The organism is Paenibacillus sinopodophylli (genome assembly GCF_005930355.1).
In the GTDB taxonomy this organism is placed as follows: domain Bacteria; phylum Bacillota; class Bacilli; order Paenibacillales; family Paenibacillaceae; genus Pristimantibacillus; species Pristimantibacillus sinopodophylli.
The window spans coordinates 35,448-52,324 of the sequence record NZ_VDBO01000013.1; the positions used below are offsets into that span (position 1 = coordinate 35,448).

General features: G+C 48.3%; 17 protein-coding genes. 13 read left to right on the forward strand and 4 right to left on the reverse strand.

Annotated features, from left to right (window positions below; genetic code table 11):
• Position 1 precedes the first annotated feature (1 nt).
• Together FGT79_RS25755 and FGT79_RS25760 are read right to left on the reverse strand one after the other, a co-directional pair.
• The gene (locus FGT79_RS25755; RefSeq protein WP_246096627.1) at positions 2-250 is read right to left on the reverse strand and encodes an NHLP leader peptide family RiPP precursor; all 249 of its coding nucleotides are present in this window, start codon (positions 248-250) and stop codon (positions 2-4) included.
• 103 nt (positions 251-353) lie between these two features.
• Positions 354-1,301 (reverse strand): hypothetical protein, encoded by a 948-nt coding sequence (locus FGT79_RS25760; RefSeq protein ID WP_138755710.1) that lies wholly within the window; start codon positions 1,299-1,301, stop codon positions 354-356.
• A gap of 373 nt (positions 1,302-1,674) precedes the next feature.
• Between FGT79_RS25760 and FGT79_RS25765 the strand changes: the two genes are divergently transcribed.
• From FGT79_RS25765 to trhA, 11 genes are all read left to right on the forward strand, one after another.
• Positions 1,675-2,247 carry a C40 family peptidase gene (locus FGT79_RS25765; protein ID WP_138755711.1) on the forward strand — a complete coding sequence of 191 codons (573 nt, stop codon included), beginning with the start codon at positions 1,675-1,677 and terminating at the stop codon, positions 2,245-2,247.
• Positions 2,248-2,322: 75 nt separating this feature from the next.
• The gene (locus tag FGT79_RS25770) at positions 2,323-3,405 is read left to right on the forward strand and encodes a Gfo/Idh/MocA family oxidoreductase (RefSeq protein WP_138755712.1); all 1,083 of its coding nucleotides are present in this window, start codon (positions 2,323-2,325) and stop codon (positions 3,403-3,405) included.
• A gap of 173 nt (positions 3,406-3,578) precedes the next feature.
• The gene (gene efeO / locus FGT79_RS25775; RefSeq protein ID WP_138755713.1) at positions 3,579-4,442 is read left to right on the forward strand and encodes an iron uptake system protein EfeO; all 864 of its coding nucleotides are present in this window, start codon (positions 3,579-3,581) and stop codon (positions 4,440-4,442) included.
• Between the two features lie 4 nt (positions 4,443-4,446).
• On the forward strand, positions 4,447-5,760 hold the full coding sequence (gene efeB, locus FGT79_RS25780; RefSeq protein WP_138755714.1) for an iron uptake transporter deferrochelatase/peroxidase subunit: 1,314 nt from the start codon (positions 4,447-4,449) through the stop codon (positions 5,758-5,760).
• A 77-nt stretch (positions 5,761-5,837) separates the two neighbouring features.
• Entirely contained in the window at positions 5,838-7,652 is a 1,815-nt protein-coding gene (locus FGT79_RS25785; protein WP_246096628.1) for an FTR1 family iron permease, read from the forward strand.
• A gap of 168 nt (positions 7,653-7,820) precedes the next feature.
• Complete coding sequence (locus FGT79_RS25790) at positions 7,821-8,165, forward strand: LapA family protein (RefSeq protein WP_138755716.1); 345 nt, start codon at positions 7,821-7,823, stop codon at positions 8,163-8,165.
• 16 nt (positions 8,166-8,181) lie between these two features.
• On the forward strand, positions 8,182-9,099 hold the full coding sequence (locus FGT79_RS25795) for a TRM11 family SAM-dependent methyltransferase (RefSeq protein WP_138755717.1): 918 nt from the start codon (positions 8,182-8,184) through the stop codon (positions 9,097-9,099).
• Positions 9,100-9,131: 32 nt separating this feature from the next.
• A complete protein-coding gene (locus FGT79_RS25800; protein WP_138755718.1) occupies positions 9,132-9,335 on the forward strand; it encodes a hypothetical protein in 204 nt (67 codons plus the stop codon).
• 309 nt (positions 9,336-9,644) lie between these two features.
• On the forward strand, positions 9,645-11,129 hold the full coding sequence (locus tag FGT79_RS25805; RefSeq protein ID WP_138755719.1) for a glycoside hydrolase family 26 protein: 1,485 nt from the start codon (positions 9,645-9,647) through the stop codon (positions 11,127-11,129).
• 57 nt (positions 11,130-11,186) lie between these two features.
• Positions 11,187-11,882, forward strand: coding sequence for a lipase family protein (locus FGT79_RS25810; protein WP_138755720.1), 696 nt, complete (start codon positions 11,187-11,189; stop codon positions 11,880-11,882).
• Positions 11,883-11,960: 78 nt separating this feature from the next.
• Positions 11,961-12,611 carry a PAQR family membrane homeostasis protein TrhA gene (gene trhA, locus FGT79_RS25815; protein WP_138755721.1) on the forward strand — a complete coding sequence of 217 codons (651 nt, stop codon included), beginning with the start codon at positions 11,961-11,963 and terminating at the stop codon, positions 12,609-12,611.
• A gap of 92 nt (positions 12,612-12,703) precedes the next feature.
• On the opposite strand, the gene FGT79_RS25820 is transcribed toward trhA, so the two are convergent.
• Positions 12,704-13,519, reverse strand: coding sequence for a lipase family protein (locus FGT79_RS25820; RefSeq protein WP_138755722.1), 816 nt, complete (start codon positions 13,517-13,519; stop codon positions 12,704-12,706).
• A 151-nt stretch (positions 13,520-13,670) separates the two neighbouring features.
• Between FGT79_RS25820 and FGT79_RS25825 the strand changes: the two genes are divergently transcribed.
• On the forward strand, positions 13,671-14,639 hold the full coding sequence (locus tag FGT79_RS25825; RefSeq protein WP_138755723.1) for a Gfo/Idh/MocA family protein: 969 nt from the start codon (positions 13,671-13,673) through the stop codon (positions 14,637-14,639).
• Between the two features lie 86 nt (positions 14,640-14,725).
• On the opposite strand, the gene FGT79_RS25830 is transcribed toward FGT79_RS25825, so the two are convergent.
• On the reverse strand, positions 14,726-15,916 hold the full coding sequence (locus FGT79_RS25830; protein ID WP_138755724.1) for a magnesium transporter CorA family protein: 1,191 nt from the start codon (positions 15,914-15,916) through the stop codon (positions 14,726-14,728).
• A 220-nt stretch (positions 15,917-16,136) separates the two neighbouring features.
• Between FGT79_RS25830 and FGT79_RS25835 the strand changes: the two genes are divergently transcribed.
• Positions 16,137-16,691: a general stress protein gene (locus tag FGT79_RS25835; RefSeq protein ID WP_171056455.1), complete on the forward strand. Its 555-nt coding sequence runs from the start codon at positions 16,137-16,139 to the stop codon at positions 16,689-16,691.
• Positions 16,692-16,877 lie beyond the last annotated feature (186 nt).

Genomic DNA, 16,877 nt, shown 5'->3' on the forward strand with positions numbered 1-16,877 from the left:
TTTATTCATTTGGCCATCTAGGATAGGCAACATGAAGGTCGGCCTTAACGGCAGAAGGACTTTCAGGTAAAACCAGGTAAAACTTAGCGGCTGACTCTTCAACAACTTCGACTTCAATTGCATCAGGGAGATCTACGCCAAAGGCTTCTTTGACGGCTGCTTTCGGATTAGCAATAAGCTGTTTTTTGAACTCAGCGTCTTCCCATGCTTTTTGAATAATTTGATCTTGCAAGTTTTGTCTTGTTGACACATTAATCACCCTTCCGAATATGTATAAGTTTACCATACCCAGTCTATCATGAGCTTTCGACAAATTCTATATAAATTTTCAAATATTCGACAAATAATAGATTCTATAGTATCTGTTCAGCAGCGGGTGCTGTGAACAAATAGTTCAAACCACCTTTAAGCAGCCGTTGTTTATTTGATTCTATCGTCTCAGCAATCTGATTCAATTGATCCAATATATATAAATGGAAGTCAACTAGGCCCGAAACACCCGCTTCTAAATCCAGTAGTTTCGCATGATTGTTCGTCGCATGTTGGACGTATTGCTGCATGCAGCCGCGAATATAGATGGCGTTTTCAGCATCCTTTTCCGTGAAAGGCTCAGCATGGGCATCTCTGTCAGCTTGTATCATAGCGAGCAGCCCATTATAGCTGCTGCCTGCCATATCTTCTTTCCAATCTGCGTAATCATCAGCCATCTGGAGCGTCATTAGCACGATCTCGATGGCACGCTCAAGCTTGTCTATTCGTTCGTTGCGGCCGGTTAAGAGGAGGGCACCCGTGCTTGCTATTTTCACGGGACCTGCTTTGCCTGCGGTACGGATCGGATCACTGATAAAGTAATTATCGCGATTCTCATTCGTCACGCTTTCGGCCCAAACGTTAACATATCGGTGATAGTAGTCCCAGAATCTTGAGTGTGAGGGGAATAGTTCACGAAATACGCTGAACATCTCAAGCAGCAGGAGGTTGCCAAGGGCAAGCTGCTCCTTCCATTCCGCCGATGGCAGGCTATCCATTACGTCATCCTGAATAAAAAAATACAACATGCCATATACATTAGCCAAAGCAAGCCGCTCGCACTGCGAGTCGCTGATTCCGCTAGTCTCCTTGACCCAGTAAGGCAGCAGGCTGCAAATGTAATCCTTACCGCTATCATGCTTGACCGGATTATATTTGTCCGCATAAGCGATTCCTAGCGTATTAAGCGGTTCCGGAAATTGAGAAATACGTTCCTCGGCCTGTGCGTACACTTGGCCCAGCCGTTCTTTATATACCGTAAACCATTCCATGAAAACAACCTCCGTTGTCATTGTGTAAGTGTAACGACCATACTAAATGAAATTTCTATGCATACAATATAGATTAGATAGGTACCAATCTTTTCCTACTATATCATCTCTCGGACATGAAAATGTTAACAATTTTTTAAACAAGAGGGAGAAAAGGGCGAGTTTCGTATTGAGTAAACGAAGGAAATCCAGTAATATGGAGTAAGGTTATGCAAGTATGAGAGGTTTGGTAGGCGAATTTCTGTCACACTATGCTTACAGAACTGGACTAAGGTCGTGGATAGGCCTATTACCTGAGCAGGTGTAGAATTTTTTTCTCCTGCATTAAAGTTAATACCTATATGAAAGTTCTTTAATGTGGAGGTAGTACGGCATGAATAGGGATATGGAAATTTATGTGCTCCTAACGAATACAGGGACATTATTTTCGAAAACAATTAGATGGTATACGAAGAATATGCTCAATCATGCGTCAATTGCTTTTGACAGTGATTTGAACGAGGTTTATAGCTTTGGGAGGAAGAACCCGAGCAATCCATTTTTTGCCGGCTTCGTGAAAGAAAATGTACGAGGCGAGTTTTTTGAACATTCAACCTGCGCATTATACAGATGCACGATTAGTCATAGTGCCTATATAAACATAAGAAATCAGATTCATTATATGGAGAAGAATCGAGATCAATACAAATACAACCTGCTCGGCATGCTCGGCATTATGCTCAACATTGAGATGAAGCGGGATTACGCTTTCTTCTGCTCACAGTTCGTCGCTTCTGTCTTTGAGGAAAGCGGTGTGAATCTGGTTAATAAGCCGTCCTTGTTCGTTACACCGGCAGATCTGGAGAACACTACGCTGCTTGAGTTGGTGTATCATGGTAAGCTGCAAGCCTATACAGGCGTCCAAGAGGAAATTAAAGCGACAGCTGGTACCTTCCGAACAGCCTGAGAAGATCTCTTACGAAGAGGTCTTTTTCTTTTTACCCGATGAGATACACATTCAAACATGGAGGCTGAAGCAATAATGTCTATCATAAGTTTCGGGATTATCGGTGGAGGCTGGCGCGCGGAGTTTTACATCAGAATTGCTAAAGCGCTGCCAGAGAGATTTCAAATTCCAATTATGCTGGTGAGGGATGAGGAAAAAGCACTTGAGCTGGAAGCGAAATGGGGCATTCGCACGGTACACACGCTTCAGCAGTTTATGGCAGAGGCCAAGCATTACAGCTTCGCGGTTGTTTCCGTTCCTCGCACAGCTGCACCTGCTATCCTTCTTGAACTTGCGGACAGTGGTATTCCCGTCCTTGCGGAGACGCCGCCGGCTGTTGATTTGGATGCGCTTTTATCGCTATGCAGTTCTGTCCCGGCAGATGCAAAAATTCAGGTGGCAGAGCAGTATTTGTACCAACCGATGCATGCGGCTCGTATTCAGCTTGCAAAGTCAGGGAAGCTTGGTGACGTATCGCATGTTCAGGTGTCAGCCGCTCATGATTATCATGGGATCAGCTTAATTAGACAGTTACTCGGTATCGGATTCGAAAAGGCAGAAATTAGCGGACAGCAGTTCGAATCCTTCATTATGCAGGGGCCAACTCGGCAAGGTGACCCACTAGAGGAGCAGTTGGCTCCGTCCATACAGCGAATTGCTACCTTTCGTTTTGGGGAGAAGCTCGCCGTCTACGATTTTACAGGGGATCAATACTTCTCTTGGATCCGACGCAGCCGTATGCTGATTAGAGGAAGCAAGGGTGAGCTCGTAGATAATGAGATCAGCTATCTGCATGACTATGCTACCCCTGTATATACAGAGCTGCGCCGAGTGGATACAGGTCATCATGGTAACTTGGAGGGTTATTATCATCGAGGTGTGATGGCGGATGGGGAATGGCTGTACAGAAATCCTGTGGCTCCTGCGAGGTTAAGCGATGATGAGATCGCGATTGCGACTTGTCTGCTTCGTATGGGCGACTATGCGGCAGGTGGGAGTTCATATTACAGCTTGGCTGACGCTGCACAGGATCACTATCTCGCACTATTGATGGATCAGGCGATTACAACCGGCAGAACGGTTAACTCATCTGAGATTAATTGGATGTCTAGACGATGAAGCATTTCCTCCAATAGGAATCATAAGGAAGAGTCTCTCTCGTGCAAAAAGCATGAAAGAGGCTCTTACTATTTAGTACTAAAACATTTAATTGACAATGATTATCATTAGCGAATATACTTCGTTTTAGAATAAAAGCAGAACTAATCTATAGAAATAGGGGAGTAATCATAATGAAATTTAAATTAGTATCTTTTTTAGTAGCGTGCACGATTGTATTTACAGGATGCGGCTCGAATGCAGCGGAGACGAATGATCAGGCGAATGAAGGAGCAGCGGTTAATGCAGCGGATGAAACGACTGTGTCAGAAGAGGTGTGGGCACCGATTCTGGAGAGCTACCGTCAATTTACGATTGAGCAGGCGGACACTTTCATAATTGAAACAGAGAAATTTGTAACGGCTGTTAAGGGCGGCGATCTGGATACGGCTAAGCAGCTGTACGCCCCAACACGCATGTACTTTGAACGCATTGAGCCGATAGCGGAAGCACTTGGTGATCTGGATCCGAATATTGATGCGCGCGAGAACGACGTGGAGGACAAGGACTGGCGCGGCTTCCACCGTATTGAGCAAGGATTATGGGAGCGGAATTCAACGGAGGGCTTGGATGAGTATGCAGACCGGCTGCTTGAGGATGTGAAGTTGCTGCGTGCTTTGATGGAAACCGTCGAGGTTGAACCTAGCTTGCTGTTAACGGGAGCGGTTGAGCTTCTGAACGAGGTATCTTCATCCAAGGTTACGGGCGAGGAAGAACGTTATTCGCATACCGATCTGTATGATTTTGCAGCGAATGTGGAGGGTGCAGACAAAATCTATCAACTAGTCAAAGCAGAGCTCAACAAGAAGGATGCAGCACTCGATGAGCAAATCGGCAAAGGCTTCGCTGATCTTGAACAGGCGCTGGCGGCTTATAAATCGGGCGATGGTTATGTGTCCTATTTGGATTTGAAAGAGGAGGACACGAAAAAGCTGAGTCAGCTTATCGATGCACTGGCAGAGCCACTTTCTCAAATGGGAACCATATTGGAGGCTTAACAACATGACAGGTCCAAAAGACTCGAATGATAGTCAGGATGAGGGTAAATCCAACGTCTTGGACAAAACAATCAGCCGCAGAGATTTACTGCGGCTGGCTGGCGTTGGCGGAGCGGGGCTGCTGCTTGGGGCAACAGGCGTCAGTGGCCTTTTCTCTGCGAAGTCACGCAGTGGCGTTTCATCTGCTGCGCCAACAGTCGCAGCAAATGTAGACCAAATTGTCAGCTTCTACGGCAAGCATCAGGCAGGCATTACGACCCCTGCTCAAGATTTTATCGTTTTTGCAGCGTTTGATTTAACGGCAGCTTCGCTAGGCGAGGTACGCAAGCTGTTTCAAGACTGGACCCAAGCAGCAGCGACGATGGCAAGTGGAGAACTGCTAGGCGATACGAATGACAACTTAAATCTGCCGCCGTCAGATACAGGTGAGGCTGCGGGACTTTCGCCTTCTCGAACGACGATAACTTTTGGAGTAGGTCCCTCATTCTTTGATGGGAGGTATGGTTTAGCCGGCAAGCGACCAGCAGCACTTGTGGATTTGCCGGCATTTGGCGGCGATGAGCTTCGTGCTGAATGGTCGGGAGGAGACATTGGTGTTCAAGTGAATGCGAATGACTTGCAGATCGCCTTTCATGCACTTCGAAACCTAGCCCGAATAGCAAGGGGCAAAGCTGTGCTGCGATGGACGCAGGAAGGCTTTCAGCGCACGAGCGGAGCTGACCCTTCAGGAGCGACACCTCGCAACCTGATGGGCTTCAGAGATGGAACTGGCAATCCTGATGTGACCGACGACGCGGAGATGAATAAGGTCGTATGGGCTTCTGCTTCTGACGGTACGGCTTGGATGAGCAAAGGCAGTTATATGGTCGTCAGGAGAGTTCGGATGCGGATCGAGGTATGGGACCGCTCTACCCTTGGCGACCAAGAGGCTACTTTCGGTCGTCATCGTGCTAGTGGCGCACCAATCGGTGCTGTTCATGAGACGGATAAGCTTGATCTGGACAAAAAAGATGAGAAGGGTAAACCGGTTATCCCGATGAATGCTCATGTAAGGCTGGCGCACGGTGATGGATCAGTGAAAATCCTTCGCCGCTCATTCTCTTATTCAAGTGGCCTGGACAATAAAACGGGTCAACTGGATGCGGGATTGCTATTCATAGGCTACAACCGCGATTCACGCAAGCAGTTTATACCGATGCAGCAGAAACTGGGGCAAAGCGATCTCTTGAATGAGTATATCGTGCATACTGGGAGCGCCGTATTTGCCTGCTTCCCTGGCGTGAGCGAGGGCGGATATATTGGAGAAACATTGTTCTAATCATAAATGATAAGATACAAGTCAGGTTCAATCGGCTAGAGGTAAGAGACTCGTTAGGATGAAAGGAGCGGATGGCATTGTCCGCACAATTTAGCAACGGGATGAAACGCCGTTTAGGGCGTTTCGTTTCCGTTTTTTTTCTGTTAGTCCTCATAACTAGCGGCAGCTTGCCTGTCCATGCGGCGAGTGAGCAGCCATCGGAGCTGAAGCAATTACTGCCGCTTGTAGGCAGTGCATTGGTCGAGGCTGGGCAAGGCGATTGGCAGGAAGCCAGTGAGCATGTCAATGTGGCTGCTGCTACGTGGAGGCAGCTAGCACCAGCGGCGACCAAAGAGTCGGCAGCTGTTGATTCTGCGTTCGCAGGAGCCCTTAAGGCGTTGTCGGCAGCGAGCAGCGGTACAAATGCAGCAGAAGGAAAAAAGCCGCTTTCTACGCTTGCCAAGGCTTTAAATAACTATGTGAAAAGCGTGGAGGAGAAAGCGCCGCAGCTTGATGGCAAAGCGGCTGCCGCAAGCCTGCTTCCAATCGTTGAGCAATTACTCAGTCATGCGACAGCAGGCGAGTGGGAGCAGACAAGAGCAGATTACCGCCAAATAAATACAGGCTGGCCTAAGATTGAGCCTGCTGTAAGGGGTGACAATCTTACCGTCTATGGCAGCTTGGAGACGAGAATGAGTATGCTGCGTATCGCTATACAAGCTGATCCTCCCCGGGCAGAGCAAGCTCAAGCGGAAGCGACTGCGCTGATCCAGCTCATTAAAGATTATGAAGCGGGCAAGATCGCATCTACGCCTAAGGATGCTGGCTTGACGGTGGCAGATGCCGTCGACATGCTTGCACAAGCGTTAAACGATATTCAGCAAGCTCATCATTCGGAAGCGGCAGGGCAGATGAATGCTTTTATCGCTTCATGGCCAGCAATTGAAGGCGACGTTCAGCTGCGATCTGCGGCAGTCTATAGCAGCATTGAGATTAAAATGGCCGAGGCGGGCGGATATTTGGCTTCGACCCCTCCGCTTGCAGATAAAGCGGAGGCCATTATTACCACTATGATGTCTCAGCTTGAACCGATGATGCAAGAAACACGATATACAGCATGGGATGCGGGTATGATTCTGCTGCGTGAAGGACTGGAAGCGATTCTAGTGTTGGCAGCACTGCTGGCTTACTTGCAGCGCACAGGGAACAATGACAAGCGTAAGTGGGTGTGGTCAGGGGTTTGGGCTGGTTTGCTGCTAAGCGGCATAATGGCTGTTGTATTAACCTACGCGATTGCCCAAGTGGCTGCAGGCAGTGCTCGCGAATCCATTGAGGGCCTCGCCGGCTTATTATCCGTCATACTCATGATCACCGTAGGCAATTGGCTTCACAATAAATCCAATATGAAAAACTGGAATCATTATATTGATAAGCAAATGGGCAGTGCATTGGCACGAGGCAGCTTATGGTCTTTATTCGCTGTATCGGGGCTGGCGATTTTTCGTGAAGGAGCAGAGACAACCATTTTCTATGTGGGTATGGCGCCATCGATCGCTCCGCTTCAGCTCGCGCTGGGGTTTGGTGTTACATTTGTACTGCTGCTCGCATTAGGCTATGCCATCATCAGATTTAGCGCGAAGCTGCCTGTTCGCCCATTCTTCCTAGTGGCATCAGCACTTATTTATTACTTGGTGGTACGTTTTCTTGGCGAGAGTATCCATTCTCTGCAGGTAGCGGGCTGGGTGTCGTCTCACCATGCATCAGGTCTCCCGACTATTAGCTTTATTGGTGTATATCCGACCTGGGAAACGACGATTCCGCAGCTAGCCGTTCTGTTATTTATTATCATAAAGGTCACCGTTACGCAGCTTCGCAAAGATATGGTGACACCTAAGCACGCACATTTGGACTAAATACCTATGCAGCTGTCATAAGACAAATTTATTTATGGTAATATGCTTCATGTTGCCCTCGTTGTGGTTAAGCTTAATTGAGCAGTGCACAGTTCAAATCAGTGCACAGCAACAATAGGCGAATTGCAATTAATTGTGGTATGATTTCTGGAAAAGGGAGGAATCGGTGTGAAGGGACAAAGCATTCTCATATCCGCGCTGGTTTTTGCGCTTCTAATCGCGATATTTGCAGTCATAAACGTTGATTCCGTTCAGGTTAACTTCTTGTTTACGGAAGCGACGCTTCCGCTTATTCTTGTTATTCTGGCATCGACGCTGCTTGGGGGACTGACGGTAGGGCTACTTGGCATGATTCGTCAAATTCGACTTCAGCGAACGATTAAAGTATTGGAGAAGCAAGTAGCTGAGCTATCCCGTGAAGGGGAACTGTCTGGCACAGGCCTATCGCGCACAGCAGTGCAAATGGAGCGGGAGGAATCGGCAGTATTGCCCGCCGAGCGAGTAATTGAATAAGAATAGCGAGGACAGCATGTTTATTTATACGTACGCTTGTCATGAGGACGAAGCTGATCTATGTGCGCTTGAGCTGCAAACGTTGTTTGGCCAAACAGCTATCGAAGGCGTTCTAATAAGTCCTTATAGCATCCATGTTGATCGGAGTCCGTTCTTCAAAAGGAGAATTGAGGTGGTTATGCAGGCAGATAGCCTGCATAACCTTCTGCCTCTGCTCTCTTCCATTAAGCTTGACGGATTAACGTTTAAAGTCGTGTATACGCAAGGGGATGAAGCGGTTGCCTACGACGAGCAGCGCCAGCTTGAGCGGGCTGCGGGAGCGGCTATTACAGGCAAAGCAGACATGCGGAAGCCTGAGCGGCAGTTTGGGTTAATGAAGCTGCAAGGAAGCTGGTTTTTCGGATTGCTGGAGGAGAATAGCGCAGTCTGGCTCAGGCATCAGAGCAAGCCGCAAAACTATTCGACTGCACTGCCGACGAGAGCAGCAAGAGCGATTGTCAACATTGCTGCGGGGAGGACGACGGAACGGCTACGCGTCATTGATCCGTGCTGCGGCATGGGGACGGTTCTAGTTGAAGCCTTATCAATGGGCATCTCAATTGAAGGACTCGATCTAAATCCGCTGGCCGTAAGGGGAGCGCGAACAAACCTCGCATATTACGGTTATCCCGATGTTGTTAGGCTAGGCGATATGCGTCTGATCGAAGGGAAGTACGACGCAGCAATTGTGGATTTGCCTTACAATTTGTGCTCCGTACTGCCCGAGGCGGAGCAGCTCGATATGTTGGTGAGCATAAAGAGATGGGCAAAGAGTGCAGTTATCATAACGACGGAGCCGATCGAGCGGCAGCTGTTAGTAGCAGGCTTGCGCACAACAAAAAGCACAACCCTGAGCAAAGCCTCTTTTACCAGATATATAAGTGTAGTAGAATAAGAAATATGTAGCGCGTGAAGCGAGGTGAACCTATGTCTACAATCGAACAAAACGAATCCGAAGAGCAGCCGAAGAAGCTGACTCAAGCGGAGAAAGCAAAGCAGCTGCTTGCTCAGAAGAAGCAAGCGAAAGCTGGAGGGGCCCCTGGTCAAGCACATCTTTCTACCGGGACGCAGGCACTGAAGAGCCAGAATACGAAGAAGGTCAACAATCAGCGTAAAAAAATGGGCGTATAGCTGCTGAACTCGGCAAGCTAGACGCAGCAATAGCTAAAGAAGAACGCCGGCTGACATCAGCTGAGCGTTCTTTTTTTTTTCAAACATAGGAAAGGATATGATTTCGCCAGCCTTTCTCTATATTTCTCGAAATAAAACGCGCCGCGCTGCCAAAGGATGGCGACAGCCGCTTCACCTTGATGCAGATGGTGGATTTTACAGGGAATAACGTTCGTAAGGATAGCGAAAGCTGAAATTAAAGTAAGCATAAGTAATGATTTTCCTACAAGCACTAGAAGTTTGAGTCTGTGCGGGAGGAGTGTAGACAGGATGGGGCAGGAAAGAAGCAGCTGCTCGAATGTTCGCTGGTCGATGTTGAAAGGAATTGCTGTTCTGATTCTGATATGTCCTGCTTTGTTGCTTCCTTCTAGGACGCAGGCAGAGGGCTATACGGGTGATGGCGATTCAAGCATTAGACAACAGCATAACATCAGTCGTGCAAAACAATGGATGAAGCTTGTACAAAGAGGGGATTGGACGATTCATTATCAACTGCCTGAAGCCTCGTATAAGCTGGCGAAAGCCGAGCCGAAGAAAGGCGTTTATTTGGGCGCTTATGTGCTGCAGGACAGCGCCATTCAATTCAGCATGAAGGCATTCAACGAGCGAACAGGCAGGCAGCATGCAAGCTTCTTTAAGTATGTCGGTTATGGAAAGCCTTTTCCTGCTGAATGGGTTAGGCAGGTGAAGGAAGCGGGGGCATTTCCGCATATAGCATGGGAGCCGAACAAGGGGCTTGGAAAGGTACAGGATGATGCCTATATTCATGAGTTTGCGAGTCAGGCCAATGAGGCGGGCACGCCGATTTTTCTGCGATTTGCGTCAGAGATGAATGGGACATGGACCGCATACAGCGGTGATGCAGAAGGCTACAAACGCGTATGGCGCATGGTTCATGACATTTTTGCCAAAGAGGCTCCTAATGTAGCGATGGTTTGGACAGTGCTGACGTTTCCTGTGAGCACGATTGAGCATTTCTATCCTGGCGACTGTTATGTGGATTGGGTTGGCGTTAACCTGTACAATGTGAAGTACCATAATGGGAATAAAAGAGATGATGCCAGTCATGAAGATCCACGTGATCTTCTCAATTTCGTCTATAACCGTTTCAGTCGTGCGAAGCCAATTCAGCTGTCTGAATTCGGAGCCACGCACTATAACACGACGGATGGACAAGAAGATACCCGCTTCGCAATCAATCGGATTTCCCGGTTATATCGGCACTTGGAGAGCGACTACCCACGTGTGAAGGCGGTTTATTATTTCGATGTCAACAACGTAGCCGCCTATAACAAAGCACGCCAAATTAACGATTACTCCTTAACCGGCAATGCGGAGCTGCTGCAGGCTTACCGAAGTGTGACGAATTCAAGCCACTTCTTAAACCAACTTGCTCAGTATCCGTCTGGTTATAAGCAAGCGGTACAGCAGCACTTTACGTATCGAGGGTTCATTTTCAAGGAAAATGGGAAATTGTATGTAGATGAGCTGTTCTTCTCACAATTGCTGCGTTTGAAAGTGAAGGTGGCCAGAGATGACAGTGGCGTGGAATACGGGAGGCTATTGAGCCGGGATGGATATCCGTTGACTACGACACCAATAACGGTCGTTCAACGTAACATATGGACAGGATTAAAAACGGAGAGGCAGCACCATATTAACCGAAGCATACGCGCACTGCCGCTTAAGCAAGCTATAACGGCTCTAGGCTGGAAAATCGATCTTCAAGGAAAAAACATATATATACAAGAATGATTCTTACGGCTATCCCACATAATGAGTATACGCACATGATTTTTGGAGGGATTCGTTATGACGGCGACCAAACCCACACGCATGACTATTTATTTGCTTGCCGGTGTCGCAACATCCAACAGTATATTTACGGAATGCAAAATAAAGCTTGAAAAGCTGTTTCAGTCCGACGGCATTGAGCCGACCATTCATGTTATATTCCCTTACGGAGATGCAAGCCGCAGCTTGGTCAGGCAGGTGCTTGAGGTGAGAAGCGATTTGTCCAATCGCCTAACGGCAGGCAGAATCGGCGGGCGGAACGCGCTTGCTAAGATTAAAGAAACGTTCGGCGGGGAACGCATGCTGCTAATAGGACATAGTGGAGGCGGGGCTGCAGCGTATCAAGCAGCGAAGATGCTCCATGAGCAAGAGCAGGTAGAAGATTTCCGTATTGTTCAGATTGGTTCACCTAGAACGCCGATTGAGCCTAAGCTGCAAAATCACGTAAGCTACTTCCACTCCATTAACAGCTTCGGCAAGCTGAACGATCCGATAAGTCGGATCGGTACTTGGGGCGGCTGGAGCCGAGACCGCTTCACGATGCCAAGGTGGAACCGGATGAAGTATGCCCCTAGTTACGTAGAAGGCATCCCGATGATCGGCGGACATGCGGATTACTTCCGTCATACGGAGGATTATTCAGATCAAGAAGCGATTTGTAATCTCGATAAAACGATTGATCGCATGTGTAGCTGGTTGAAAGGGTGGGTGTGATCCTTTACACTAAGAAGAGGCAGGCTATGTGCTAAATGGAATTCAGCTCATGCTTGTGACTTAGGAGGTGAGTGTCACATGGCAAATACGCATACGTATACCAAGAAGGAAGAGGTAGCAAATGCGGTCACGCATGGCATTGGGGCTGCTCTAAGCGCAGCGGCGCTTGTCTTGTTAATTGTATTTGCAGCTTCGAAGGGAACGGCCCTTCATGTCGTCAGCTTCACCATATACGGGACGGCCATGCTTTTGTTGTATGCTGCTTCAACGCTCGTACACAGCTTTCCCGAGGGAAAGGCAAAGCGGATATTCGAATCGCTTGATCACTCTTTTATTTATGTGTTTATTGCTGGAACGTACACACCGATCTTGTTCCATATCGTACAAGGGGCGCTAGGCTGGACACTGTTTGGCATCGTTTGGGGCGCGGCACTCGCAGGTGTTATTTTCAAAGCGTTTTTTGCTTCTAAATTTTTATTTACCTCGACGCTTATCTACATTGCGATGGGATGGATTATCGTATTTGCTTGGAAACCCCTTAGTCAGCATCTGGCTCCAGGCGGCTTGCAACTGCTCATTACTGGAGGCTTGTTATATACGTTCGGCACCGTGTTTTATGTATGGCGAGGTTTCCCTTATCATCATGCGGTATGGCATATGTTCGTGCTAGGCGGATCCATTGTTCATTTCTTTGCGATTCTGCTGTATGTGCTGCCGGTTCGGCTATAGTGAAGCAACTCTCATTTCACATGAAGACATGAAGATGTTCTCATGAGAAAAGAGACTTGCTTCACTATTTTTTTGGGGAAAGTGAACGGATATTAGGGCTCAATCGCAGGGCACCAGCCAGGTGGATCTGCACAAATGGACATAGCAAAGGATGGATCATCGCTCACAAGATCAGCGAAATAGCTGGACAGGATATGGTTGCCTGAGACGGACCCCATTCGGAAAGAGCGCTTCACCTCACCTTTTACATGCATGTAATAATAGGTTTGTTTGGTTTTGGGTGATTGGTAGACGAGGGTCGGCAAATGAGGGACAATATCAAATTCATTCTGGAAACGCCAATGCGTCGCGATCGCTGCGTTATAGCTGCTTACGAATTTAGGATCACCCACCCGCGGCGCACCAAATGTGTAAATAATAGGAGCTGAAAAAGCAGATTGGCTCGCTATGTCCATGGCAGCAAGCGTTGCGAGCGCTCCGCCCAGACTATGTCCGGTGACAAACAAAGGTTTCTCAGGCGGCAGCTGCTTGAGTAGTTCGAGAATGCCAGTACGAGCAGACATATAAATATCTGTAAAACCCTTATGAGTGAGTCCAGCGTTTTTCACAGGGCGATACGTGGTCTGCTGGGCGATGAAATCGGATACCCAGTCCACAGCGGAGCCGCTGCCCCGAAAGGCGAGAACGGAAGCTCTGTCCGAGGTCAGAACGAATCCGAACCTTTCCTGACTGTTATCATACGCTTTTGCCATAAATTCCCCAACTAAGCTATAGCCTCTCGGTACAAGAAACAGTCCGTCCTTGTTGTTATATTGCATATAGGTTTGCCCGCATACCGCGGCCAAAAATAGAGCCGTTCGAAGATCCAGTTCCTGTGATGCCACCGTGTTTCTTGAGTTCGCTCCCATATCCATCCCTCCGCTCATACGCCTTACGGCCATTCCGATGTTGTATTGTATGAAGAGGCGGGCGGATGGGTACCAGCGGAAAGAATAGACTTTACGGCTGCATTCCAAGTATAATCGTGGAAGTAAACCGATTCTGAAAGGGGATTCATAGATGACACTTCAAATAGGTATTGTAGGTACAGGCTGGTTCGGCATGATGCATGCAGAGAAGCTGGCTAAGCTTGATGGCGTAAAGGTAGCTGGTTTCGTTGCGACTAGCCAGCAGAAGGCAGATGAGGCGGCAAAGCAATTCGAGGGGTCCCGAGGTTACGCGACTATTCACCAAATGCTTGACGATCGCAAGCTTGATGCGGTTTATATATGTGTGCCTCCATTCGCGCACGGAGAGATTGAGAAAGCTCTTCTCGAGCGCAGCATTCCATTCCTCGTGGAGAAGCCGATTGGCTTAGATCAGGAGCTTCCCTCCGCCATACTTAAGGGAGTAGAAGAGAAGAAGCTCATTACTTCAGTAGGTTATCACTTCCGTTACTTCGAGGGTACAGATCGCGCTAAGGAGCTGCTTCGGGAGCGCACGGCGCTGATGGCTCTAGGCTATTGGATGGGGTCCATGCCGGGAGTAAGCTGGTGGCGCAAAATGGAAGGGTCAGGCGGGCAGTTCGTAGAGCAGACTACGCATATCGTTGATTTGCTTCGCTATACAGTAGGCGAAGTAAAAGAGGTTTATGCCGCTTATGGCGACCGCTATATGAGCAGCATAGAGGACGGTGTAACGGTTCCGGACGTGGGTACGGTAACCCTAAAGCTGGAAGGCGGTGCTGTTGCCACGATCAGCAATACATGTGCGATTCCGGCTGGTGACCGTTCGGGGCTGCATATTTATACGAATAAAGGCGTATTGGAGCTTGGTCATAGCGGGCTGATCGATACGGAAACAGGCCGCAGAACGGAATATTCGAACCGAAGCAATCCTTATGAGCTGGAGAACGACGCTTTCCTGCATGCTGTCAGAACAGGAGATACTTCACGAATCCGTTCTACTTATGCAGACGCGGTACTTACTCATCTCGTTACGATTGCAGCGAACGAGTCTGCCCGTACAGGGCTGCCTGTTAAGCTATAGTCCGAATAATAACGAAAACCGTCCAAGAGGGGAATAGCCCTCTTGGACGGTTTTTTCATAAGCTTGCTGATAGCTGCTAAACGCCGTTAGCTTCGTTTTTTCTGTGAACGGCTTTTGGGTGAGCCAGCGGCCGTTTGTTTCTGTGGTGCTGTCGAGCGGCTGCCTTTTCTCCGATTAGCGCGTTTCCCCTGCACGAGATCCGTAGCATCGTCCGAAGCAACAATCTCCTTCGGCGTACGTCCATTGAGCAAATCACCTGTCCAGCCTTTCTTCCATAGCCAGATATACATGAATAGAGTAATGATAACGATAGCCGTAATCATTGCTGCAAAGCTCCATTTGTCATCCTTGAAAGGGAGGTTCTCAAAGTTGACTCCCCATATGCCGCCAATGATGGTTGCTGGCAGAAATAATACGGTAAATATCGTCAGAGTCTTCATAATATCATTGCCGCGGAAGTTCGAAATCGCATCGTCCATCGATATCAACGTATCAATCTCGAGCGCATAGTGCTTGAGCAGCGCATCTATTCGCTCGAGTTTATGAGTAATTCTTTGGAAGCTGTCCGATTCAGTTAGGTCATTCATGAATGCTTCCTTGGCAGCGCTGTGCACCTCTCTGACAGGGATGAACAGATGGCTCCAATGGAGTAGATCATACCGTCGCTCGAAGATGACATCGATGAGACCGGTACGATTCTCTTGCCGCATGGTTGTCTCGAGCTCTCCGAGCCGCTTCTCAAAACCATCCAGGCCGGCGTGGAACGTATCAAGAATAATGCTGAGCATAACAAACATGGCTTCGGGAGCAGTGTTGCAGCTCTCAAGTCTAGAAGTATGCTGAACGGCCTGCAGCCGGAGTGGAACCCGCATGTCCTCATGCATGGTCAACAGCTTGCTCTGTGTCAGCCAGAAGTGAAAAGGCTGCACATCCGATTGGTCTTCGGATACTTGAAACATGACTGTTCCATAGAGCAGTTTGCCGGGCAGCGTTGTTTCCCCAACTGATATATTGTTAGTCCTTCTGCCCGCACACTCATCAATCCATGCAGCACATTCTGGATACTGCTGTTTCAGCTCTTCTGTATGCTGTTCTGCTGCATCGTGCTCTTGCCTCATTTTTGCTTTAACAGCTCTTTGCTCTTCATGTGAAGAGGCAGCTCGCTTATGTGCATTTTTTCTGCTCGGCAAAGGCTCATCCCTGACGGTTTGCTGCTTTGCTTGCTGCAGTACATGCCATTCCCATCCTGCGGGATAGCGAAGCATCCGATGGATCATCGCTTTGCCTCCTGCTTGTCCGATTTTCCAATATCTATTGCTTCATCATACCGCGAACTGCATATATGCACAACCTGATCACGGGATAAGACAAAGCATTTATTATTTCACGCTGGCATTCAACAGGATACGACTTATTCTGCAAAAACAGGGCATACCAACATTAGCTTGATTCATAGAGCATGAGATCAATATCTATCTACATTCAGGAGGGATAAAATTGGCTAGAAAAATTGGCGTTTTTCAGACCGAGCAGCAAGCCATAGATGTCATCAGTCAGCTAGAGCAAGCTGGTTTTGTGCAAGGCGAGCTTAAAGTGCTCGCCAAGGATTCGGAGCATTCAAGACGAATCGAGTCTGAGAGTGATGTCCATGTTGATGAGCTCAGAGAGCTGGAAGCGGCATCGGATGATGAAGGGGATGCCGTATTTGGCATGACTGCTGCAACTGGCTATGCAGGTGCAGGTGCCAATGCCGTAATGGGCATGACGGGATACGGCATCGCGCCATATACAGTGGGAGGCAATGCATTTGCGGCTGCTGTATGGTTTGGCCATGATGAACATGGGAGCACGCTTCACGCACTCGGCCTTGATAATGAGGAAACACAAATATGCAGCCAAGCGCTCCAACAAGGCTCTATTGTCGTTATCGTGGAAACAGACGAAACCAAATCAATGCTGGATAAAGACGGCGGACCGGATTTATCCAGGCAAGGAGCGGCAGAGGCTGCCTTTCGGTCCTGCGGAGCATCTTTAATCGTTGCTGGAGCATAGACGTCAGGCTCTTCATTAGCACCAAGAAGTCTTATTCCATTCGCAATCGGACTGCAAATGGATGAGGCTTTTTGGTGCTTGCTTAAAATAGAGGGAAGGATAGGATTTTTCCATCCTTTATCCATATTTCTCGGAATGAAGCGCGCTGTGCCGCCAGAGGACGGCGACAGCCGTTTCACCTTGCAC